General features: G+C 43.7%; 22 protein-coding genes. 10 read left to right on the top strand and 12 right to left on the bottom strand.

Annotation, left to right across the window (positions count from 1 at the left end):
- Positions 1-254: 254 nt before the first annotated feature.
- The 3 genes from VF399_07475 to VF399_07465 all read left to right on the top strand — a co-directional run bounded on the left by VF399_07475 (position 255) and on the right by VF399_07465 (position 2,311).
- On the top strand, positions 255-1,322 hold the full coding sequence (locus VF399_07475) for a hypothetical protein (protein HEX7320178.1): 1,068 nt from the start codon (positions 255-257) through the stop codon (positions 1,320-1,322).
- A 34-nt stretch (positions 1,323-1,356) separates the two neighbouring features.
- Entirely contained in the window at positions 1,357-1,641 is a 285-nt protein-coding gene (locus VF399_07470; GenBank protein HEX7320177.1) for a hypothetical protein, read from the top strand.
- 172 nt (positions 1,642-1,813) lie between these two features.
- Positions 1,814-2,311, top strand: a complete 498-nt coding sequence (locus VF399_07465; protein HEX7320176.1) for a hypothetical protein — start codon at positions 1,814-1,816, stop codon at positions 2,309-2,311.
- Positions 2,312-2,411: 100 nt separating this feature from the next.
- Here the strand turns inward: VF399_07465 and VF399_07460 are convergent, their stop codons facing one another.
- Complete coding sequence (locus VF399_07460) at positions 2,412-2,687, bottom strand: hypothetical protein (protein HEX7320175.1); 276 nt, start codon at positions 2,685-2,687, stop codon at positions 2,412-2,414.
- Positions 2,688-2,795: 108 nt separating this feature from the next.
- Between VF399_07460 and VF399_07455 the strand changes: the two genes are divergently transcribed.
- The 4 genes from VF399_07455 to VF399_07440 all read left to right on the top strand — a co-directional run bounded on the left by VF399_07455 (position 2,796) and on the right by VF399_07440 (position 6,420).
- Positions 2,796-3,992, top strand: coding sequence for a site-specific DNA-methyltransferase (locus VF399_07455; protein ID HEX7320174.1), 1,197 nt, complete (start codon positions 2,796-2,798; stop codon positions 3,990-3,992).
- Positions 3,985-5,073 (top strand): CfrBI family restriction endonuclease, encoded by a 1,089-nt coding sequence (locus tag VF399_07450; GenBank protein ID HEX7320173.1) that lies wholly within the window; start codon positions 3,985-3,987, stop codon positions 5,071-5,073. Before VF399_07455 ends, VF399_07450 begins: the two co-directional genes overlap by 8 nt.
- A gap of 7 nt (positions 5,074-5,080) precedes the next feature.
- Positions 5,081-5,365 (top strand): hypothetical protein, encoded by a 285-nt coding sequence (locus tag VF399_07445; protein ID HEX7320172.1) that lies wholly within the window; start codon positions 5,081-5,083, stop codon positions 5,363-5,365.
- Between the two features lie 440 nt (positions 5,366-5,805).
- Positions 5,806-6,420, top strand: a complete 615-nt coding sequence (locus tag VF399_07440; protein ID HEX7320171.1) for a DUF4145 domain-containing protein — start codon at positions 5,806-5,808, stop codon at positions 6,418-6,420.
- A gap of 558 nt (positions 6,421-6,978) precedes the next feature.
- On the opposite strand, the gene VF399_07435 is transcribed toward VF399_07440, so the two are convergent.
- From VF399_07435 to ruvX, 5 genes are read right to left on the bottom strand one after another with little or no spacing between them, the layout of a single operon-like run.
- Complete coding sequence (locus VF399_07435; GenBank protein ID HEX7320170.1) at positions 6,979-8,370, bottom strand: diguanylate cyclase; 1,392 nt, start codon at positions 8,368-8,370, stop codon at positions 6,979-6,981.
- On the bottom strand, positions 8,367-10,637 hold the full coding sequence (locus VF399_07430) for a hypothetical protein (GenBank protein ID HEX7320169.1): 2,271 nt from the start codon (positions 10,635-10,637) through the stop codon (positions 8,367-8,369). Before VF399_07430 ends, VF399_07435 begins: the two co-directional genes overlap by 4 nt.
- Positions 10,634-13,051: a hypothetical protein gene (locus VF399_07425; GenBank protein ID HEX7320168.1), complete on the bottom strand. Its 2,418-nt coding sequence runs from the start codon at positions 13,049-13,051 to the stop codon at positions 10,634-10,636. The genes VF399_07430 and VF399_07425 overlap by 4 nt, the downstream gene beginning before the upstream one ends.
- On the bottom strand, positions 13,038-14,009 hold the full coding sequence (gene mltG / locus VF399_07420) for an endolytic transglycosylase MltG (protein HEX7320167.1): 972 nt from the start codon (positions 14,007-14,009) through the stop codon (positions 13,038-13,040). The genes VF399_07425 and mltG overlap by 14 nt, the downstream gene beginning before the upstream one ends.
- A gap of 12 nt (positions 14,010-14,021) precedes the next feature.
- Complete coding sequence (gene ruvX, locus VF399_07415; GenBank protein HEX7320166.1) at positions 14,022-14,441, bottom strand: Holliday junction resolvase RuvX; 420 nt, start codon at positions 14,439-14,441, stop codon at positions 14,022-14,024.
- 286 nt (positions 14,442-14,727) lie between these two features.
- Between ruvX and VF399_07410 the strand changes: the two genes are divergently transcribed.
- Genes VF399_07410 through VF399_07400 form a run of 3 tightly spaced genes read left to right on the top strand, consistent with a single transcriptional unit; the run spans position 14,728 to position 16,784 of the window.
- Positions 14,728-15,540: a geranylgeranylglycerol-phosphate geranylgeranyltransferase gene (locus tag VF399_07410; protein HEX7320165.1), complete on the top strand. Its 813-nt coding sequence runs from the start codon at positions 14,728-14,730 to the stop codon at positions 15,538-15,540.
- Positions 15,537-16,286 carry an undecaprenyl-diphosphate phosphatase gene (locus tag VF399_07405; GenBank protein ID HEX7320164.1) on the top strand — a complete coding sequence of 250 codons (750 nt, stop codon included), beginning with the start codon at positions 15,537-15,539 and terminating at the stop codon, positions 16,284-16,286. The genes VF399_07410 and VF399_07405 overlap by 4 nt, the downstream gene beginning before the upstream one ends.
- 12 nt (positions 16,287-16,298) lie before the next feature.
- Positions 16,299-16,784 carry a flavodoxin family protein gene (locus VF399_07400; GenBank protein ID HEX7320163.1) on the top strand — a complete coding sequence of 162 codons (486 nt, stop codon included), beginning with the start codon at positions 16,299-16,301 and terminating at the stop codon, positions 16,782-16,784.
- Between the two features lie 105 nt (positions 16,785-16,889).
- Here VF399_07400 and VF399_07395 read toward each other — a convergent pair whose 3' ends face one another.
- The 6 genes from VF399_07395 to VF399_07370 all read right to left on the bottom strand — a co-directional run bounded on the left by VF399_07395 (position 16,890) and on the right by VF399_07370 (position 23,076).
- A complete protein-coding gene (locus VF399_07395; protein ID HEX7320162.1) occupies positions 16,890-17,912 on the bottom strand; it encodes a T9SS type A sorting domain-containing protein in 1,023 nt (340 codons plus the stop codon).
- Between the two features lie 15 nt (positions 17,913-17,927).
- The gene (locus tag VF399_07390) at positions 17,928-18,233 is read right to left on the bottom strand and encodes a hypothetical protein (GenBank protein ID HEX7320161.1); all 306 of its coding nucleotides are present in this window, start codon (positions 18,231-18,233) and stop codon (positions 17,928-17,930) included.
- A 411-nt stretch (positions 18,234-18,644) separates the two neighbouring features.
- Positions 18,645-19,283: a hypothetical protein gene (locus VF399_07385; protein ID HEX7320160.1), complete on the bottom strand. Its 639-nt coding sequence runs from the start codon at positions 19,281-19,283 to the stop codon at positions 18,645-18,647.
- Positions 19,284-19,289: 6 nt separating this feature from the next.
- Positions 19,290-19,667 (bottom strand): hypothetical protein, encoded by a 378-nt coding sequence (locus tag VF399_07380; protein ID HEX7320159.1) that lies wholly within the window; start codon positions 19,665-19,667, stop codon positions 19,290-19,292.
- Positions 19,668-19,682: 15 nt separating this feature from the next.
- A complete protein-coding gene (locus VF399_07375) occupies positions 19,683-22,793 on the bottom strand; it encodes an N-6 DNA methylase (protein HEX7320158.1) in 3,111 nt (1,036 codons plus the stop codon).
- Positions 22,783-23,076, bottom strand: a complete 294-nt coding sequence (locus tag VF399_07370) for a UPF0758 domain-containing protein (GenBank protein HEX7320157.1) — start codon at positions 23,074-23,076, stop codon at positions 22,783-22,785. Before VF399_07370 ends, VF399_07375 begins: the two co-directional genes overlap by 11 nt.
- Positions 23,077-23,355: the final 279 nt, after the last annotated feature.

The raw sequence follows: 23,355 nt of genomic DNA, 5'->3' as shown, positions 1-23,355 counted from the left end.
TATCGGCCAGGGTCTTTATTAAACGCCCTAAGATCGCCCGCGCCCTGGCACCATCCTCTCATTAAAGATATATTTCTGAAACTTGGATTAAATATACTATGAAATTATAGAAGACTTGTTAGGTTATTAGATGTAGTTATGATAGGGAAAAGGGCAATATAAAATAGGAGATTCTATTAACGATTGCTGTTGTATCTTCCTTAACATATATATCTCCTTCTTGACTAATCGGACGATTTGAATATAATCCCCCCATGTTATTAAAAAATGATTGTAAGCGAATGTTAATTTTAAGTGGGAAAGTGGCACTCCAAAAAAATTGTAGTAATATTATAGCTTTTGAAAAGGTGCTCAAGGTTTATTGTGCTGAAAGAAGAGCTGATTATGATACATGTTTACTATATTATGATGTACCCAATAAATTCAAAATAAGACCAGTCAGAAAAAGTGCTAAAGCAATACGTAAGTTCATTCTTGATGTTGAAAAAAAATGGGGGATAATAAATATATTATTGATAATCGGTGGCGATGCAGTTGTTCCCTTTTTCCGATTGACTAATCCATGTGATGATAGTGATGCATGGGTTTTGTCTGATAATCCTTACGCATCAAGAGATGATGATTTTTTAATACCTGAGCGCATTTGTGCTCGTATCCCTGATAATAAAGATACAGACTTCATTATCAAATTACTCCAAAAAAAGTCAGGGCATCGGACTAGGAAAGCATTTGGGCTGACAGCTAGAATGTGGGAAAAAGCTTCAGAAAATGTATATCGACAAATAGGAAAAGTTAAGGATTTAAAAGTATCGCCACCGGTAACCAGTGATTTTATCAAAGCAGTATGGTTAAATGATAAAGACTACTTATATTTCAATGTCCATGGTAGTAATGAATCTGCAAACTGGTATGGTCAGGATGGTGATGAATATCCCATTGCTTTAAAGCCGGATAATGTTGTGAATGCAGGTGGCGTCGTAGCTTCCGAAGCATGTTATGGTGCGTACATTATAAAAAAGTCAGATAAAAATGCAATAAGCTTGAAATTCCTAAACCAAAATGACGTGTTATGTTTTTGTGGATCTACAACGATAGCCTATGGACCTGCAACACCACCCTCTAGTGAAGCTGATTTGCTGGTGAAATACTTTTTTGAATATGTCAAGCAGGGTGTTGCTATTGGTGAAAGCCTAAAGAATGCAAAAAGTGATATCGCTCGCAAATCTATACGACGACATGGATTTTTGGATGATGATGATCAAAAGACATTGCTTCAATTTGTTTTATATGGGGACCCAACAATAAGGTTGAATACAAAATAAATGAGAGAAAATATTATTATGGGGAGGAGGTAGGATGCTTGATACAAAAAGATTAAGCCAAATAGCGCAGGATATAATAAAAAAATTCCCTGAATTTAAAGGCGTTATTCCCAAAATTGTACAGAAAATAATTCCTGTACAGAGTCAAGCACAAATCCGTAAGAAACTCGCTATTGGGATGCTAATGCAAAGGAAAAGAATCACTAGTCTACGGTTTACAAAAGCAATAAAAACCGCTGATGCCGCAAAAATTGAGAGATATCTTGTAGTGACAATTGATGAAAAAGGTGAAATCATTAAGATTACGCATAGTAAATAAATATTTGTAAATTATGTGACAAGGCAAAACAATTTATAATTAACTTTGCCTTTTTGAAAGGAGAATAATGAATGCAATGCTATTATTTCTGACCAGCATATTATTGGTATGCGCAATTGCAAGTATTGTGATATTTACATTTGTAGGTCGGCTTGTAAATAGTAGGAACATTATGCAAGAACAAGTAATAACAAAACAAATAAGTGATATAAAATTAGCTGAGCTAGAAAGTCAGCCTGATGACGTGATAGCTGCAATGCGGCGTAATGTTGCTGAACTTACAGGGTACTATACAATTAACAAGCAGCAAGCTCGTAGTGCGTTTACTGCTGCATTGCTAATATGTTTTCTAGGTTTTATTTTATTTGCAGGTGGTGTTATAATTACATACATGACGCCTGAGAAAACAAGTATAATCGCCTATTCAACAATTGCAGGGGCAATTGTTGAAATTATCGCTGGTTCTTTTTTTTGGTTATACAGTGAAGCTCTAAAGCAGATAAATAAGTTTCATGATCAACTTATTCATACTCAGGAACTGTTGACAACGATACAAATAGCAAGTAATTTAACAAAAAATGAACGTGATAATGCATATCTGCTAATTATAAAAAATTTATTAAATGATATACTGAAAGGCGATCAGAAAAAACATGAAAAAAAGAGTTAGATAAATGGATTATTGTAACATTCGATAAAATATTCTACGTAAAACATTTCTAATATCAAGAATGAATATTATGCACTTGCTAATCACTATAATGAGTTTCTTAATCATGATAAGCATTTAACTTTTTTATGGTTTCTTCAATATTTGCTGATAATATTGCATATTTCGTATTATTCATAATTGGACCAGCCTCATGGTAATTTTCTATGAGTAGGCCACCATATTTATCCTCATGCCAAACAGCTAAACCCTTTGCTGAAAAAAGAGGAAGAATGTCCTCAATTCTTGTTTCGGGTGGAACATCAATATGTTTTCTGATAATTTTATTTTTAGCATTTGCTTCTCGCGCTGGGATATATAGTACTTCAATTTTCATATCTATATTATATATATCCATGCGAATTAATCAAGGTCTTATAAATAATATCTATTATTTATAAGGGATTGACATTCATTTAACAATATAGTACAATAATAGAATATGATACGAAAGAAATTACTAAGTAGAACTTATATTGTTAATAATGTCAAACAGGCAAAAAGCATAGCATTAATTTATCTTAGGAATATCTCTTTAGATACAGTTGTAGATTTTGGTTTGCCGGAAATTGATGACCGCTATCATATATGGAGAGTTCCCTTAAAAAGTAATGATGAAATGATTGGTGAGGTGGTAATAGATGCTATAACTAGCTTAATTGTCACATCCAAATCCACAAAAAAGGAAGTATTGGAAGATCGACTACTGGGAAGAAAAAAAAGAAAAAAATTCAGAATTTCTAATGGTGATTTACCGAAAATATCGAATCTTCGTAATACTGTGGGTTTGGGCGATTCCGAAGTATTGCTTCAAGAGACACCAGCTGAATCAGTAGATTTAATTTTTACATCTCCACCATACTATAATGCGAGACCGGAATATGCTGACTATATATCTTATAATGATTATTTGGAGAAAATGAAAAGAATACTAAAACAATGCCATCGAGTACTTAACGAAGGTAGATTTTTTGTTATTAATATATCGCCAATTTTAATAAGACGATCCAGTAGAAATGAATCTTCGAAGCGCATTGCGGTTCCCTTTGATTTTCATCGATTATTCAATGAAGTGGGTTATGAATTTGTTGATGATATTATATGGGTAAAACCAGAAGGTGCGGGGTGGGCAACCGGGAGAGGAAGAAGGTTCGCTGCGGACCGCAATCCTTTACAGTATAAACCAGTTCCTGTTACAGAATATATTTTAGTATATAGAAAAGCAACTGAGAAACTTATTGATTGGCATATAAGGAAACATCCCAATCAAAAGAATGTTAAAGATTCTAAAATAGATGATGGGTATGATGTGACGAACATTTGGAAGATACATCCATCCTACTCTAAGAAACATCCTGCAATCTTTCCTCTGGTATTAGCTGAAAAAGTAATAAAGTATTATTCATTTATAAATGATGTTGTATTAGATCCATTTGCTGGTATCGGTACAGTAGGTTCGGCTGCCGTTAGAACAAATAGGCGCTTTGTTCTTTTTGAAATTAATTCACATTATGTCGATGAGATAAAAAAATTATCTATAAGTTGGACATCAGGCAAAATTGATATAATAAATTGGATCAATACTTCACCACCAACAAAGACACAGGAATATTTAAACTTTGAAGATAAAAAAAATGGATAAAAAACGAACAATATCGCATTATATACCCAAAATTGGCAAAGACCTTTCCAATTATTCGGGCAAAGAAATTATCGATAAACTTGGAGATGATGTAATAAGAAATGTCGTAATATCAGTTCTGTCTGGAGGCAATGTTCGTGCTTTAACTGAAAGCTTAACAAGAAGAAGATTAAATTTATCGAATGCATCAATGCTTATTACTTATATTCATTGTTTAAATAATATAGAAGATTTTTGCAATAATCTTAATGATCTTGTAGCAGATGAATTAAAAAATGTTCATCTTGATAAAGAAAGCAAAATATTTCTGAATTGGATTATTGGATTAACTGGAAAGGGTATACAAAATGTATTGCGTAGCGATGATACAGAATTATTACCATATTTGAATGATTTGAACGAAGCCTTACAAAAAAGTGTTAAAGAATCTATTAATACATTTGGAGAAATTACAACCGAACTAATAGACAAAAATAATCAAAAATATTTTCTGAAATGGCCAGAATTATTACAATTATTTACAGCTATCGGTACTCAAACTTTATCTATTCGTGGTTCTGAAAAATCGATGTATGGAAAGTTTTTTGAAAAACTAATTTTAGGATCTTTGTTAACAATATTAGGATTCAATATACGAAATGAATCTAACAAAAACATTAGCAGTAAATTATTTTGGTTATCTGAAAGAAACAATAAGAGAGAAAGCGATGCTACAGTATTATTAAAACCAGGTGTCGGTGCAAGATTTGATATTGGATTTATTGGTCCTGGTAATACAGAAATTTCTCTAGATAAAGTATCTCGTTTTGAAAGAGAAATTGAATATGGACGACAGAAGTACTACATGTCAACAATAATAATTGTCGATAGAATTGGTGAAGGGAGTAGAATTAGGGAAATGGCGAAAGCAATAAATGGCGATATAGTGCAAATGAGCATGACATATTGGGTAAAGGAAATCGCCACAATTTTATATAAAAAATTGTCTTATTCGCATGATCTTCTTAAATACACTAATGAAGAAAGTATCAAATATATTAAAAAATGTATGCAAAATGTGGATATGAAATTATTTGTTTGAACTACAGATGACAATCGAACTCCTCTATTACCCCCTTACCAATAGTGATATCCAGCGTAAGCGTATAGAGGATCCACACGGCACCGACATATCAGCTATACTGCCAATGGTGAGTGGAAAAGGTTTGGCGGAATGGCAGGATGATCGATACGGGGGACAGGTGACAGGGGAGTATAAGACAGCTGGGGCGGTGGAAGACGGGAAGGCGTATTGTATTTTATCGGGGAATGTTGATATGACGATGAAGATAATGAATCAAGGCGATAATCTATTTTTTATTAGTAATCAATGAGTGAAACATGCGTAAGTATGACAAATATCCTATTCTAAACTTAAATAAGATAAAAAAAGGATGTAAGGCAGCATTGAATACATCTGAAGAATTGATAATTGATGCGGAAATTTTTAATTAATGAGACGTTAAAACGGACTATCCAAAGAATGAAAAATGAAAATATAAAATTAAATTGTATTTTTTAAAAATATCTATACCTGATTATTTTGGTCCTCATACTTATCTTGATGATTATTGTTAGATCAATGATATTAAAGCAAAAAAAATATAGTACAAAAGAAATTATTAGTGACAGCCTATTTTATAAAACCTTGGATTTAATTGTTCAATATAATAAAATGCAACCTGGATATGACTCTACAGACCTACTGGGGCTTTTCAAGTAAATAATTATTGACATCCCCTCAAATTTAACCATAATAGGGGAGGAGGAGACCATGATAATTGAATGCCCTGCATGCGAAGCAAAAGTTGATGCAAAAGTACTTGCTAAACGAGTCTATCCACCGACTGATGAATGTGAACCCTGTATGTATACTTTTCTTGAATGTCCTTCATGTAATAATGTATTGGTGGGTTATTCAGAAGAAATGTATTGTGGTGGAGGCGAGTCGAAATGGGAAAATCCATGGCGACTTTGGCCTGAACCACCGCACGTCTTTCATGGTGATATCCCGCAATTGGTGAGGGATTCTTTAAGAGACGCTCAAAAATGCTTAAAGGCGAATGTGTATCCAGCAAGTGCTGTTATGTGTCGCAGAGCATTAGAAGCAATTTGTAAAGATAAAACTGGTAAAAAAACATTATATGAAGGTCTTAAAAAATTAAAAGAAAAAGAACTAATAGATGATCGTCTATATAGCTGGGGTGAAGCATTAAGACAAGAAGGAAACATTGGGGCTCACGCAACTGAGGAAATAATACTAAAACAAGATGCCCAAGATATATTGGATTTCGCTTTGGCAATTACGGATTATATATATGTTTTGACTGAGAAATTTAATAAATACCAATCACGAAGGAAAAAAACACATAAGAAATTAGAAAAGTAAGGGAATCAATCGCACTGCTCCCCTCTATTTTGGACATAAAGGGGCTTGATATATGTTAGTCATTCCTAAAAATATTGACTATTATATTATGTTAGTTTGATAAATGTGACCAGTAGATTAAAAAAAGGATTTATGCGAATTCTTTTTTTGGATGATTCCTATCAAAATCAAAAAGAGTGTAGATACTACGGACATGGTGGTTTTTGTATTGATGAAAAAACATCAAAGCTCTTATCAATGATTTAAGATATATTAAAGGTAAGCACGGAATTCCACCTTTTGTAGAGCTTAAATGGTCACCGCCGCGAGAAGATAGCTTACGTGATTACATTAAGGGCAACCGTCAGAGTTTATATAAGGATGTCATTTCATTGCTTTGTAAATATCATGCAACTGTGATCAGTGCAATACACGGAACAAACTGATCTGCCATACTTTTTATAGTTTTATGCCGATTTTCTTATGAAATTTCAGGTGAAATTCTAAATTCCAAAGTGTTTCGTAAAACATCTGCAGTTTTGATTTTGCGCTAATAAAAAAGTTTGTTTGCGAAAAAAATTACGCCAGCACGACCTTGTTCCGGCCCGTGGTCTTGCCGTTGTACATCGCCCGGTCCGCCGCGCCGATGAGCTCGTCGCGGTTGCGGGCATCGTCCGGGTAGGTCGCTACGCCCAGCGTGACCGAAACATGGAAAGTCTTCTTGCCGCTTGCCGGGAACGGCTCGCGGCTGATCTCCTGGCGGATACGGTCGGCAATATAAGCGGCGGTTTCCTTGTCGGTCCCGGGCAGGATGACTATGTACTCGTCACCGCCGTACCGCACCGCCACATCTTTGTCCCGGATCGAGCGCTTGATCCGGTCGCCGATCAGTTTCAGGGTCTCGCTGCCTACCAGGTGGCCATAGTTGTCGTCCACGAGCTTGAAATAGTCGATGTCCAGGAAGATCAACGAAAGTTTGGCCTGGCGTTGGGTGGGTTTGGACAGGTAAATGTCGAGGAACTGGTTGCCGTACCTGATGTTGTACAGTTTTGTCAAGTCGTCGGTCAAACTTGTCTGTTCCATTTTTGCATAGACACTGGCATTCTCCAGGGCGATCGCGATGTGAGCCACGAGGTTCTCGAACACCTCAAGGTCATCCTGGGTAAATGGCTCGCCGCCGATCTTGTTGATGACTTCCACGACCCCCATGAACTGGTTCCGGTGCCTCATGGGTACGCACAGGATCGATTTTGTGATAAACTTAGTTTTTCTGTCGAAACCATCATAGAACCGGGGATCCTTGGCGACATCGGCCACGACCAGCGATTTGTTGTGCTGGGCGACCCATCCGGCGACGCCCTGGCCGACCTTTATCCTCAAGCCCAGTAGTTTCTGCCCGGCTTCGCCTGCGGCCGCTTCAAAAGTGAGCTCGTTGGTCTTGGGGTCGAGCAGCAGCACGGACCAGGCTTCGGCTTTGATGACGTCGGCGGTCTTATCCATGATCGTTTGGAAAATGGCTTTCGGTTCAAGGGAAGAATTGATCGCCTGGACAACTTCGTTCAGGGTCTTAAGCTCTTTGATCTTGCGCTGCAGGGACGCGACGTTCTTCATGCTGTCAAGGACCCGCTGGCGCTTGTTCAGGGCTTTGTTCACGACGCGCTTGAGCAGCGATGGCCGGAACGGGCGGGTAAGAAAGCCGGTTATCCCGGTAAGGATCATTTTCTCGTAGTCGATCTTCGATGACTTATTGGTGATGATGATGACGGGAAATTCCGTGCACAGACGCTCAAGATGAGTGGCCTTGCGAAGCGCGATCTCATCAAGGATCTGAAGGTCGTAACGGTGTTTTCTGCTTTCGGTGAGCATTTTTTTCAGGGTTGTGACGACGAACGCTTCAATGCCGAGTTGCCTCAGCTGCTTTGCCAGCCGGACATGCGTGTCGGGCTTGGGATCGTAGATCAGGGCTTTCATTGGATGTTAAGGATCTCAAAGAGCGGTTTTATCTTCATCCGCTGTTCGTTGTAGATGATCTTGTCCTCGCCGATAAAAAAGGCCGGGATCTTTTCATCCGTGAGCGCCTTTTGCTTGTTCACTTCTTCCAGCACATGCGTGCCGCGCGGCACGACCGATATCTTGTAATCCGCGAACACGTAAGGGTGGTAGGTCTTCTTTGTTTCCTCGACGAGTTTGACATAGCGTTCAAAATCGTTTTCCTGGATCGGGTACTCAAAGGTCTCGACGTTGAGCATATGGTTTATGTACGTCGGCATATCGCAGATGATCACGGACCGGCCCGGCTGGCGCTCCATGGAGTATAGATGGGCATCGGCCAGGATCGGACCCACGAGGTCCGGGTCCCCGTAAGAATTCGCGGCAATGACGACGTCAGTTCCGGGGATACCGGTGCTCAGGCCGATGCCGATCCGGAAGAGGCTTTTGAATTCAGGCGGCAGCAGGGCGTACGTGACGCCTTCGACTTCCATGGTCCGTTCCGTGATCGCCGCGAACCATTCCCGGTAATGCATGAAATTCGCCTTGATGAATTCCTCGGCTTTCAAGACCATATCCCGCGCGCACAGGATCGCCCTTTTTGCCGAGTCCGCCGCCGGGCTGAGCTCGAACTCGCCGCCGGAGAATATGGAATATCTCAGCTTGGTGCCGCGGCCGGTGACGGATTCCGCGTAAAGATGGTCGTAGAGCGAACCCGAATTCTCCGCGAACCAGACAATGCCGCCGTCGCCGGTGTCTTTCAGCAGGAACGCGTTGTATTTTTTTGCTATCTCCGCCATTTCCTTGGCGAACTTGTACTTGATCTTTTGTTCTTTCTGCGCATCATGGAGTTTGATCCCCATGTAGGAAGAACCCCTGATGTCATAGACCAGAACGGTGATGGATTTGCGAAAATTCTCCACGTAGGAGACGATCTCTTTCGGCGGCTGCGCCGGCCGGTCACGGACCTCAAGGACGTTAGTTCCCTGCAGGTTCATCACCCGTAGGTTGCCGATGTCCTGGATAACCTTGAGCGGCTCGTTCCCTTTCGGCGGCAGGCACTGCACGAGGTCGAAAAGACACTGCGCGAGAAAATGCGGGACGATCGTTTTTATTGTGAAATCATCGTAGGCTTGCCTGACCGCTTCAAAATCCAGTTCCACACCCAGCAGCGCCTTGTGTTCGAATTTATTGAGCAGTGGCAGGTCCTTGCTTTTCTGGTGGTGGAGCTCTTCGAACGCCTGGGTAAGGTTCTTGACAAAAAGGCGGTCTTCCGGCTGGGTCAGGGTTCCGTACTTGCTGACAAAAAGGTATTCATCGTAGATCTCGCTGATCTTTTTCCGGCGGTCGATGACCTTTTTATCCGCCCAGTACTTCAGTTCTTCTTCGGCGTTGATGAGTTTCTGCAGTCCCTCCCGTTTTGATTCGTATTCTTTGAGGTGATAGATGTTGCCGAGGAAAAGGCGCTCAACGCGTCCGAAAAGATTGGCGATCCGCTGCGTGATCTTGTCGACATCAGAACCCTTTTCGACGTCGTTCTGCATGATCTCCTGCAACCCGGCATTCGTCTCCTGGTAAAGGCCGTTCATCTGTTCCTTAAGGCGCGACGCATACAGATCGATGTTCTTGAGTTCGTCGCTCATCCGCGCTTTGTCCGCCTGCAGGAGTGACGCGATCTTCTTGATAAGCTTGCCCAACGATGGCGGGGTCAAGTACTGAAGATAAACGGACGGGATCTTTTTAACAATGTCATCCAGGGTTTTGAAAGTCACCCGTTCCAGGTCGGAAAGGAGCGTGGGCATTAGCGATTCGACGCGGCAGTTCAGGATCGATCTATGGATCGCCAGGAATATGTCGGGCGACAGCGAATAGCGTACCAGGTCGTTGGCGTATTCATTGATGTATTTGTAGGACTTCATCTGGTCAAGCAGCGCGGTGATATCCTTCGGGCATTTTTCAGCCAGGTTTTCAGGCAGGGGGGTATTTGTTTTTTTTAGACCGATGTAAAGGGGCAGTTCGGCGCCGGTGTATTGCGGCAGCTGTGCTCCGAGGTGGATGACGAGGTTTTTCCGCCCTTCAAACGGCTTCAACGGTTCATCGGAGATCTTGAGGCACGCCAATCCTTCTTTGACCGCCTGAAATTTAATCTCGTAGTCAGCCTCGTCGATAATGCGCTCACGTACGAGTTTCATGTACTGGCTGGTTTCTTCGACGTAGTCCTGAAGGTTCACGATCGTCACTTTGTTCATTTTGGCACCTCTTGTGATAGTTCAAATAAAAACTTGCCGCGTCCGCCCTTGCCGTCTTTTATCTCGCCGGTCTCGTCGATGGCGATGTCATCGATCCCGAGAAGGATCTTCAGGCTTCCAGGGTGGCATACTTCCTGTCCCAGGTTGGTCGCGAAGATGCGGTAAAGGTCGAGAATGAAACCCCGCCGGGTGGTGCGCTGGTTGATCCAGTATTCAAGTCCCTGCTCGATGTCAAGGTTTAAAAGGTTGGTCTTGAGTTCGCTGTCGCCAAGAAAAGAGAACTTTTCAATATTGAGCAGCAGGTTATAGACGGTCGAATCGTCGCAGATCACGGTGGATTTGTCTTTGGCTTTGACCTTGCAGTAGAAAGAAGCTTCACGCACCAGCATGCCCGTGAGGTCCAGTTCCCCGAAAGCGTTCCGGTCGAGGAAGACTTCCCGGGGATAGGTTCCCGAAGCGATACCCACGCCGATCTGGAATATCGCCTGGTAAGACGGCGGCAGGGTGGCATAGGTCGCTCCTTCAAAATCGATTTTCCGCTCTTCAGCGGTCTTAAACCAATCCTTGTACCTGGTGATGTTCTCTTCGATGAAGCGCCGCGCGCCCTGGGTCATTTCCAGAGCGCAGCGCATGGTCGAGACCGCGCTGCCGGGCTCGAGTTCAGTCGTTTTGCCATTGGTGATCTCATAATGATTTTGAGTGAAAAGTGCAATACCGCCATCGCCCGTATCCTTGATGGGGATGCCGCCGTATTTTTCGATCGTCGCGAGCATTGATTCCTGGAACAGGTTCCGGATCTCGTTTTCTTTACGGGCATCCTGCAATTTCGTCCCCATGAACGTGGATCCTCGGATGTCATAGACAAGCACGGAGATTTGTTTCTTGTAGTGCTCGATATTGAGCGCCGGCGCCTCTTCCGGTCTTGGCGTTTGCTCAATATCCTTCTCGATCATCGATACCTGCCCGGCCATTGCTTCTTCAGCAAGGTGACGGACCGTTTCCTGCGAGACCGTGCCGGTGATCTTGGGGTAGTATTCGATCAGCTCTTCCAGTAAGAACGACTGGATAAGCGGCAGTATGATCTCGTCGAGGACCATGATGAACCGTTTGTTGATCTCGGTCGTGTTATATTTGTCCTTGAGAAACCCCGGGATCTTCAGGCTGCTGACGATCGTCATCGCATTTTTGTCGCCCTTGATCTCGCCGCCGACCTCCTTGATGATGACCTGCATTGTCTCGTCATCGATCGGTTTGTATTTGTTGAGCAGGAGGATAATGAAAGGATCCCAGTCGTTCTTGGTGATGAACTTCGAAAGATCGGAGGAACGCAGGCGGATCAGGCCGTCAAACTCGGTCTCGCGGAGCTGGTAATCCTGTAGCTCGCGGCGCAGGTTTTTCAGGCTGTAGGCGAACGACAACATTTCGCGCTTCAGGTTCTGCACACGGCCGTCAAGGGCCTCTTCGGTCGAGAAATCGCGTACTGATCTTGTCAGATCTACGGTCGACTCTTTTAACCTTTTATCGATCTTGCTTTCCAGTTCCTTGATCTTGCTTTCGACCGCGGTTTTCTTAGCGGTGTTGGCTTCCGACATTGCCTGGGTCCGGCGCCGGATCAACGCCAGCACTTCCTCGGCGGTTTTTTCATCGGGGAAGAAGTATCCGGAATTGAAGATCTCCTTGATCACCGCCTGATTGAGGTGCTCCTTGTGTTCCAGATCGAAAAGGACCTTGGACTTTTGCTCCGAGTAGTACGATGTTGTGACCGCTTTGAATATGGCGTTGAACAGCACCTCGGGCATTCCCCGCTGCAACAGCTGTTTGGATAAAAGCTTGAGCGCTTCGCTACGAGAGCACCTGGGCATCAACGGGATCTTTTCGTAGGAATTGACGATAAGCGAATCCGGGATGATGACGTTCCGGGTCAGTGAATTCCGGACGTAGTTAAAAAGCTGGTTGACGACCGAACCGAAACGCTCCAGCGCCGAGACCTTGATGTCGTAGGGGACGCTGGTGGTGTACTTAGTGAGCAGGTCGCGCAGCAGCTTGCGGTTCACGATCTCGAAGATAACGATCTTGAACGGATCGCCCTGGGTGAATCGCTCATATATATCAAAAAGGCTTTTGCTGTAGCGGTCGAAAAATTCCTCCCATTTCGTCGAATGTGATTCGTCCTGCAGGAATTTGAGATAACTGGTGACGAACTCGTTCTGGAGGACGAAGATCTTTCTCCCCAGAAAGACCATTTCCTTCCCGCCGCGCTGATGGAAGGCATTTACCAGGCCGTCGTTCCGGGCGAGAGTGTGAAGGATACCGAAATATTTATTGAAGCTCGCGCGATCGCGGTTCATCTGGTCGAGGCTTTCATAGTAAGGTGTATGCTGAATTATGATATCTTCGAAATCAGTCCTGAGCACGGTACTTGTCCTTGGCTGCCAGGTGTTCTTTATAAGAACGGGAAAAATAATGACGGCCGTTGTCCATTAGAACGAAATACAGGTAATCGGTTGAAGCCGGCTGCCGCGCGGCCTGGATCGAGCTGACTCCGGGCGAGCAGATCGGTCCGGGCGGCATGCCCGGGTGCAGGTAGGTATTGTAAGGGGATTCGAATTTCAGATCCTTTTCCAGCAGCGCCGTGTAGTTGGCAAAGCGCGGGTTCCCGCTTGCTTTGAGGGCGTAGATCACGGTGGCGCACGATTCCAGGGGACGGCGGATCTTCAGGCGGTTGACAAAGACGCCGGCGATCAGCGGCCGTTCATCATCGAATCGGGCCTCTTTTTCGACCAGCGACGCGATGATCAGGATCTCCCGGAGCGAATCCGAGGCATTCAGTTTCAATTCGCGCATGTGGTTTGTGAAATTCCTTAACATTATCCGGCAGATAGTGGTTTCATTCTGTGATTCGCTGAAAAAATAAGTGTCGGGGAACAGGTAACCTTCCAGCGTGGCAGCATCATAACCCTTTTCTTTTATGAACTTCCGGTCAGCGCACAGCTTTGTGAAAATATCTCGGTCGATCAAAGCCCTTGACTCAAGGATCGCAGCGGTTTCGTCGATCGTGAGACCCTCGGGGATCGTGACGACGATCTCCTTTTCCGCGCTGAACGAAAGTTCACGGATATAATACAGCGGGTTTTTGTATCGCGCCAGTTCGTAGGTGCCGAACTTCAATGTTTTTTCCTGGTTCAGAAGCCTAAGCCATAGCAGTATTTCGTTCCGGCTGCGGATGATATGTTTTGACGCAAGGACGCTCATGATCTCATGCGCGGTCGCGCCCTTCGAGATCGTGACTTCCTGCTTGCCCAGGTCGAACGGCTGGATCCATACAATAAAGAGGGCAAAGACGACGATCGCAATGACAAAGCCTTTTCTCATATTTTTCGTTTCTTATGCTGTGCTTGGACAGGATTGCAGGTATTCCTCCAGGATGATCGCGGCGGCGACCTGGTCGATCTTTTTGGCTCGCTGCCGGCGCGTCATGCCGAGTTCACGCAGCCGTGCATCAGCATACTTAGATGTGAGACGCTCGTCCCAGAGCTTTACCTCGATACCCGTTGACCTGGCGAGCTTACCGGCAAAAGCCGCGATCTCTTCCGAGAGCGCGGTGGCGGTGCCCTGGTGCGATATGGGATTACCGATGAGGACGAGCCGGACTTCGTTTTCTTTGATGATCGACTTAAGTCGGTCGATGAGAGATCTCTTCGAAGAATATTTGATGGTCAGATACGGCTGGGCGATCACCGCCAGGGGATCGGTAAGCGCGACGCCCACGCTGGATGTGCCGTAATCGATAGCCATGATCTTCATTTTATCTCGCTTTCGTTTTTTTGGTGCTACAAACGTTATTATAGTAAATTTATTTGATATGTCAATGTTAGAGAATCTTAATTACTGTTCGAGCTTGTCGAGAACTTCATTATAAGGTACTTCTCCCGCTTTGTGGGATACTCGGTTTTGCAGCCAAATCATAGATTTGGGCAAAAACGGTATCGATGCTCCCTCGATAAACTCGGGATTACTCGAAGGGTAAAACAATGGCAGCGCTGGGTTTTGATCTCCATTGACATCATCGGCGCCCTAGATACAATTGCCCGTGGGTTATATACGGCTCGTGCGACCGGTGAACTGCGCGATAACGTTCGTGTCGGTCCTGGTCGGCGCGTGGGTGGGACAGAGCATATCATGGAACTGGGCGCTGGTGAGCGCGGCCGGCGTCGCTTTTTTCGTCTGCGCATTCGGCAACATCGTCAATGACCTCATGGATATCGGGATCGACCGTATCAACAACCCCAATCGGCCGCTGGTATCGGGAAGAGCGCGCAAAAATATCGCGCTTATCATCGTCAATGTCATCGGCGTTGCCGCTTTGATCGCGGCTTTTTTTCTAGGTTGGAAAGTATTTATTATGGTCGGGGCCACGATCGCAGGTTTGATCCTCTACGCGATGTTTTTAAAGAAAACCGTGATCGGAAATTTTTTAGTGGCGGTCCTGGCGGGCTTGAGCTTCGCGCTCGGCGGCCTGATATCTGCTAATTGGTACTGCGTGATCCCATTTATTTTCGCCCTGCTCATTCACGTACCGCGCGAGATAATAAAGGATGCTCTTGATATCGAGGGCGACCGTACCGCTGGCGCAACCTCGCTACCTATGGCAATGGGTCAGGAAAAAGCACTCATGCTGGGGGCTCTGTGTTTGATCCTGCTGTGCATAGCGGTCCCGGTGCCGTTTTTTCTCAAAATATTGAATATCGCGTATCTGATACTGGTCGTGGTCGGTTCATACCCTGTCCTTATCGTCGTTATTGTCAGGCTCATTAAGGCACCGGAACATAAAGAGCTCGTGTTCATGAGCGCGCTACTGAAGGTCGCCATGGGTGTCGGGCTGCTGGGGTTCATGCTGGGATGATCAAGGTTATCCTGCTGGGTATTGTTCAGGGATTGACCGAGTTCCTGCCGGTCTCGAGCTCCGGGCACCTGGCAATACTGGAGCATTATTTCAAGATCGAAGAACCGGTCGTAATGGCGGCATTTCTGCATCTCGGGACGTTCCTGGCGACCGTTATCTATTTCCGTAAACCGCTCGCAGAACTGATCGCCGGCGTGTTCAGGCGCGACCGGGATAGTCTGCGGTATCTGCTGTTCATTGTCATCGCCAATATTCCAATAGGGTTGTTCGCGCTTTTTTTCCGTTCAACAATAGAGTCCACTTTTTCGGATCTGAAGATCATCGCGGTATTTTTGGGCCTGAGCGGCGCCTGCGTCCTATTCACGTCGCTCGTGTCAAAAGGTACGAAGCGTGTCGGATTTATCCAGGCGATAGTGATCGGGGTTGGACAAATGTTTGCGGTTTTTCCGGGACTATCGCGTTCGGGTCTGACCATATCATCGGCGATGTTCTCCGGTGTCGAACCGGTCCAGGCATTCAAGTTTTCTTTCATCATGTCATTGCCGGCGATCCTAGGCGCAAATCTCCTTGAACTCAAAGGCACTAGCGGTTTCGGCCATCCGGTTGAAATGTTCGCGGGGCTTCTGGTAAGTCTGGTAGTGGGTCTGGTCGCGCTGCGTTTGTTGAGCGGGTTAGTAAAAAAACATTTTTATATTTTTGGATTTTATTGCCTATTGATTAGTGCTTTAATGCTGCTACTGCTGTGAAAGGAGATCTTTATGTCTAAACAGTTCAAAATACTGATCGGGTATTATTCGAGAAGCGGGAATACCAAAAAGATGGCGAACCTGATCGCGAAGGGCGTGAAAAAGGAAGGCGCGGAAACAGTGGTCAAGGATGTTCGCAGGGTCAAGCCATCTGAATTACTGAAATACCACGGCATCATCATCGGTTCGCCGACGTATTACGGAATGATGTCTGCCGAAGTGAAGAAATTTTTCGATGACAGCGTCAAGGTTCACGGAAGACTGACCGGCAAGGTCGGCGGCGCGTTCACGTCCAGCGGCGGGATCGCCTGCGGTGCCGAGACGACTATCCTGTCGATACTCAAGGCGTTCCAGATCCACGGCATGATCGTCCAGGGTGATGCCAGCGACTGTCACTACGGACCGGCGGCGCTGGGAGCGCCGGATAAAAAGGCGGCGGTGATCTGCGAGATCTATGGTCACAAGATCGCGAGGCTGACTAAAAAAATATTTGGATAAAGTAAATAAATGGTTAAATGTTGAATTATTACTGTGAAACAATCGCACTAAAACAAAAAGGGCATTCGTAAAGAATGCCCTTTTTGCATGGGTTCGTATACGCAGTTATTTGACCTTTATGACCTTGAACTGTTCTCCGGTAGACGCTTTGACAAAATAAACCCCACTTTCAAGCCCTGTACAGTTAAAGCATCCGTTGTTCGTCGAGCCTAACAGACGGCCGGTGCGGTCATAGATCCTGATCTGCCGGTCACCAGCGCCGATAATTTCGATCGAATTCTGCACGATGCTGGTCCTGAGTTTAAGGTCGGTCTGCCTGCCATTATCCGCGCCTTCCTCAACATCGATCAGAAAGTCCACGTTTCCATAAATATCGTAGGTTGATCGATATTCTGACCAGAGGTTCAGGAAACGTCCGTTACCCGGAACAAAATCGGCATAGTAGCAGTTGTAGGGCGTGTTGGAAATATTGAACGGAGCACCCACGGGCGAACCCGCAACGTCATAATATCGGCCAAAAACCTGGTAATAGCCGCCGCTTGCACGGCAGTATGTGACGAGGTATTTGCCTCCGTCCCAGCGCAATCCCGACGACATGTACATAACCGTATCGGCGATCGTGAACGGGCTGCCGATCGGCGTGCCGCTGGTCGATACGATCAACCCTTTAAGCAGATTGGCGCCGCCGTATTCCATCCAGGACACGAGGTAATTTGAACCGCTATAAGCAAGGCGCGTCCCATAGACATAGGTTGACGCCGCCGCCAGCTGGATCGTGTCGCCGTAAGGCGTACCATTGGTATTAATAAACCTGCCGGTTACTGCGTACGGTGATAAATAATATCCCCAGACGGAGAAAAACCTTGTTCCGTCATAGACAATGGACGGAAAATACTGGTATGAAGCGGTCGCGGGTCCGATCTGGATGCCGCTTGGATCAAGCACTGAGCCAGCCGGCGTGACCCGGGCTGCGTAGATCTGGTAACCGCTGCCAGCGCGGGCGTCGCTCCAGATGACCATGTAGATGCCGCCGCCGAATGCCACGTCGGCCAGGAATTGAATACCGGTCGCGGCGGATATGGTGATCGAATTAATGCTGTCGCAGTTGGGAGTGACACGCACCCCCACGATATCGCCGTAACTTCAGCATCCGTTGCGGAAGACCGCCATGCAGTTGGCGCCGTCATGGGCGACATTGGGCTTGGATATGCAGCTGTCGCGGAACAGCATCTTGCCGTCGACATCAAGAACTGTCCCGGTGTTCGTGACGCGTGCGCCATAAAGACAGTAGGTGTAATCGGCGTTGTAATAACGGGCGTCCGCCCAGAAAGCGTAGAACTGGTTGTTGGCGAATAATATAGCAGGGTAGTATTGGCTATTTGTACTTTCGGTACAGATCGGGAAATTCACACCGGTTAGAAAGAGAAGACCCACCATAATAACGCTCATTATGCCTCCTTATCCTTTTCCTTTTCTCAGATATCCGCTTCTAATAAAACTTTATTGATGTTTAAGTATAAACACGTATTGTTACTTGTCAAGGGGGGAACAGATATGTCTTTTCACATCTTCCATATATTTTTATTGATGGGGATAATTTAAAGCCGAGTTCCTAATATCAAAACCCTGAACAAATTCAAAATCCTAAATCCCAATGATCTAAACGAATTCTGTCATTGCGAGTAGTTCTTGTGCGAAGCAATCTCAGGCATTCCCAGGCGCAGTCTCAATTCCAATGCAATGCATTTACTTCCAGCTTTTAATGGTTTGCTTCCATTCCGCAGGAATAGTTCATGTCTTATTGTTGCTTAGGATTCATTAATTCGAATTTCTTCATGAAAAACGGTTATTGGTTTTCCGCTAGTCACTATCTTCAATCCACCCTTCAAAATCATCATAATGTTCGCATTCAGAGCCGTCGAGTGCATCAGATGGCAATTTGCAGGTAGCATAATAATTATGATAGAATTTAATATGATAGACATTATTAGTGTCACACCTGAAATTCGCTACTGCGCTTATGTAAGGAAATATTTCTGCGGGTGTCCGCGCGCTTTCGTCCTTACGTGCAGGATGATACATCGCCTCCATAAAAGTTCCGTCATTAAATTCACAACATATACCCGGGACTCCTGAATGCACAACCAAAACAGCAGGACATTTAAGTTCTTCTGCCGGTTTCAATTGATCGGCCGCCTCAAAAATTTTATTTTTTATATACGGACTAATGGATCTCACAAATTGAGAGGTCGGTTCCTCTGTTGACTTATTGATAAAATCAAGCCGTCTTCCTAAATGGCTATTGGGATCATCTGATTCTTTCAATTCTTTAAATTCAAAAAGTAATCTTTGGTTACCATTAATATAAAAATCTGGTTTTACAGTTCTTTTATCATTATTAACTATAATTGTGAATGGATGATGATGGATAATTTCTGTTTCTTTGAAATATCTATTGAGAAATGACCAAAAATGCTTGACAACGCTCGACTCAACCATTTCGTACTACTTGGTGATCTCTATATAGACTTCGTTTCTTACTTGCTCCCGGATTTTGCGGTCAAGGATACCGTCTATATACGAATCAATAATTTCGTCGATTCTCGATTTGAGGCGTTCCAGTTCGGGTAATATCTCATGCAAATATTTATCGTCTTTGGGGACAAAAATTTCCATCATACCGGCATCGATAAAAACCTTGAGGTAACGCGCTTCAACATCGGAACGGCAAACTATATGATTTTTGCCGGCGATAACCTTCCAGCCAAACAAATCCTTTTCCACCTTGACATCATCTGAATTTGATGGTAGCTCTCTCTTGCTTATCGTTTTCTTGGGCAATGATAATATCTTTTCTTTATAAAACGCCCCGATTGTTTTCATTATTACCTGCCTATTTCACTCCTTTTCGATTTGCTCCACAATAATTTTTTTCAATGCATTTATATTCACCCCGTCCTTTGCTTTGTCCTGCTTCTCAACACTTTTTGCTTTTTCAATTCTTGACTTAACCAAATCAATGACTGCTTTATAAACCTCAAGCTGTTCTTCATCGGTTAATCCAAGAATATTGCCCATGATGATCTTATCCAATTCCCTGCGGTCAGGTTTTATTTTATCAAGGGATGCTTTCTCGGGCGATGATGCTCCGATTTCAGCGATGATATTATCTATTGGTCTGTCTAAAATCTTAATTCGCCTAATTTTATTCTTGAATTTTTTCAAACAATCCAATGATGGTATATTAGTTGCAGCAGCCACATATACATCTATGTCTAATGGTCCTCCTCCACCACCAGGTTGTCGGGCAAATAGCTCGCTATAAAAAGCGGTTAGCGTAGAATTCAATACTAATGCAATTAAAATTGAAGCACTTTTGGTGCGGGGCTCAACACCGTATAAATTCTTATTTAGCGCAATTCTTTCAGGATTATAAAAAACTATATGACGCATTCTTATACGTTCAGGAAAAGCAATAATATCGTCTATGTTTTCGCCAAGATCAAACCATGGTCTGCCTGGCTCACGGGTTGCACAAGTTGGTCGCTGATTATAACCTGCTTGCTGGCCCTTATTTATATACCGTAAGATGTTTGTTCCATTAAGTTTTTCCTTATGTTTGTTTATAAAGAGAACATTATATCTGAGTAAACTAGGCTCGACTATAGGCTTGCGTAATTCATTTGCCTTCACAAAAACTTTATCCGGTACCCATTTGCCTTTTTTATCTTTATGCATCCAGAATTCTTTCTCAATTTTTTTGTTTTTTATCTCTTCTTCGGTTAAATAGAAAAATTTATTCGCACCAGTTTTAATACCAAATCGCACATCAGCAATTTCTTTCAATGGCACAAGTTTGCCTTTTCCTTTTTCTAATATCCTAAAGAATATCGCTGGTGCCCTCAGATATTTTCCCCATTTTGAGCCGATATAGTCTCTTGTTTCGCGATCATATCCTTCTTCCCATAATTCATTCTGTTTTTTGGGATAGATTCTTAATTCGTCATTTTCATAGAAATCGCTGTGTCCTAGTATAGTTTTTTTCAGTTTATCAACCTCATCCCGACGCGTAACCTGTTTTTCCCACATATCCTGTGCCGGTGGAATAAAACTACGTAATGGCGTTTTGAGATAAACAAAGCGAACGATATTCTCATCACGCGCTTTCTTGTCTTTGCATTTCTGCAGTATCACGATGCATGTGTTGATGTCCGCTGCTGCAAACCACCTCTCTATTTTGGACGCAATGATGGCTATGATTTTATGATTGCCAAGAAAAAACTCCTGCAAACCTTTACCATAATCTGCATCAAGCCAGGAATCTGATACGATAAAACCGAAATGCCCGCCATCTTTCAAAAATTTGGTCCCGTGAACGAAGAAGTATGAATGGATACCCGCACGCCTGCCGATTTCCGCTATTTTGCGTCCCGATGGATCTTTTAAGGCGCTATCTATGAGTCTTTGTTTGTCAACGCCGATATCAGGTATCTCTTCCTGTCGTGTATAAGGAGGATTGCCGATTACCAAATCGAACCAGCGTGGATAGGTGATCTCTCTTTCTTCAATACCAAGAGTGACTGCCCTTGTTTTTCGCCAGGTTTCAGGCGCTTCAAAACCATCATGCACCATGAGCAGTGCAAAGAAGTCATCTTTGATAATATTAGGGTAGTTTTTGCCTGCCTCTAATTTATTAATTGCAAGGTTGATCGTGGAGAGATGGGCCGGGAATTTAGCGATGTCAACTCCCCAGAGCGTATCGAGTAAGTCCTGATGTTCCTTTCGTTGGTTCATTAGTACTTTATGCTGATAGGCACGGACAAGGAATGTCCCGGCTCCGCACGCCGGGTCAAGGACTTTATCATCCTCATGATGGTGACAAAACCGCAAAATAAGATCGACGATATCAGGATTTGTGAAATACTGACCAAGGTTGTGTCTTTCATCCGGTGGAATAAGCTGTTCAAAAATTCTGCCAATAATTTCATATCTTATTTTTGAAAAGTCGTATCTTTTTAGAACATTAATCAATTCCCTGATTTCTTTTACAACTTCCTTTTGGTCGGGGAAAGCTTGAGTGTCAATAAAGTCAGTGGTATAGATGGTTTCATAATCAATTTTTAAAACTTGCTTAAAATAGCCCTGCAGCGTAGTCTGCAGCAATTCGCCTTTAGTTAGGCTATCCGGAATATCAAGCGGGTCAAGGTCGCCTGGTCGTTTGGCCTGAAGAAGATCATAGAATAAAATTTTGTTGATTAACAGATAAGCGGTCTGCCTTGCAGCTTTTTCGAAATCCGAATCAAGCATAGTAAAATTCCAACCTTGTTCGATAAACCATTTTTTAAGCGTTTGCTTAAACGACGTGTCTTTATGGCATTTGTCATCAATTATTCGTTTATAATACTTAGCAAGAACTCTTATTTTTTCCTGAAGTCTTAGTACTAAAAACTCGTCTATAGCCTGCTTTGGTATTGTTTTTTTCTTATTATGAACCTCATAGAGCTCAATAAGAAAGCTTTTCAATCCTCTTTTAATGGGTTCGCTGAAATTCGCTTGTTCGATCTCATCGAGGTTCTCGATTTCTGATAGATTATATTTATTGACAATTTGCTGTTCTTCAGATGCAAGTTCATTTGTTTTTCTAGTATCAAACCAAATGAGTTTCTTGAAATTAGTCGTGGCAAAATATCTGGCTTTTCTCTGATTTGCTTTTTCCCACGCAGGTTTTTTCAGTTCTTTTTCATCAAAGACGTCATAATAAGGTGCCTTTGCCTCAATCACGCACAGAACATTCTGACTGCGCCTTGATTCATAGATGACCGCATCCGGTTTTTTCCTATCCGCTCCAGTAGTTTCCACGTCCGGTGGCCCCAGGTCAATATTTTCTTTTTCGATGATCTCTCGCATCCAATGCATCAGAACCGCCACAGCCGTCGGCTCTGTTTTATGAATGGTTGTGTCAAACGGACTTGGTATTCTTGCTGTTTTTCCTTTTATTTTACTTTTCATTCTCTTTTATTACCTGCCCTACTATTCTTTTGGCGATTTCAAAGGCTGCCGCGATTCTAATAGTTTTTACATCACCCAGACCTTTAATCTCAAGTAATTTGCTCAATGGCTGATTAGCCATACCCTTGAAAGAACCGAAGCGATTAAGAATTTCTTGAGCTATTTTTTCCGCTGGTTTACCCTTTATGCCAGAAGATATAAGAATGGCTAAAAGCTCTGCATCGGTAAGCGTGTCCGCTCCTTTGTCGCGTAATTTCCCGCCCGGATGCTGCCAATATTTCATTTAAAAAACCTCCTCATGCCTAATTAAATCCATTTTTCAATACTTGTCAATGAAGAAGAAATCCAGCAGACCGAGGTCTGCCACTACAAAAACCATAAAAAGTCCGCAGGCTGAAGCCTGTGACTACAGCTGTGAAGCACGAAATCCTAACAAATTTATAATCACTCAATTACACAATAACAGAATATTAAATAACCCCCACCTATATCCTCCCCCCTCGAGGGCAACGTGGAAAAGAATCTTGTGATAATTGGTGCCCCTATGGGAGGAGGGTAAGGG

The sequence above is a fragment of the bacterium genome (genome assembly GCA_036382775.1).
GTDB lineage: Bacteria > Hydrothermota > Tepidihabitantia > SM23-42 > JAOAFX01 > DASVHD01.
Note: the sequence above shows the minus strand (reverse complement) of the source record. Positions and strands in the feature narration are given on the sequence as shown.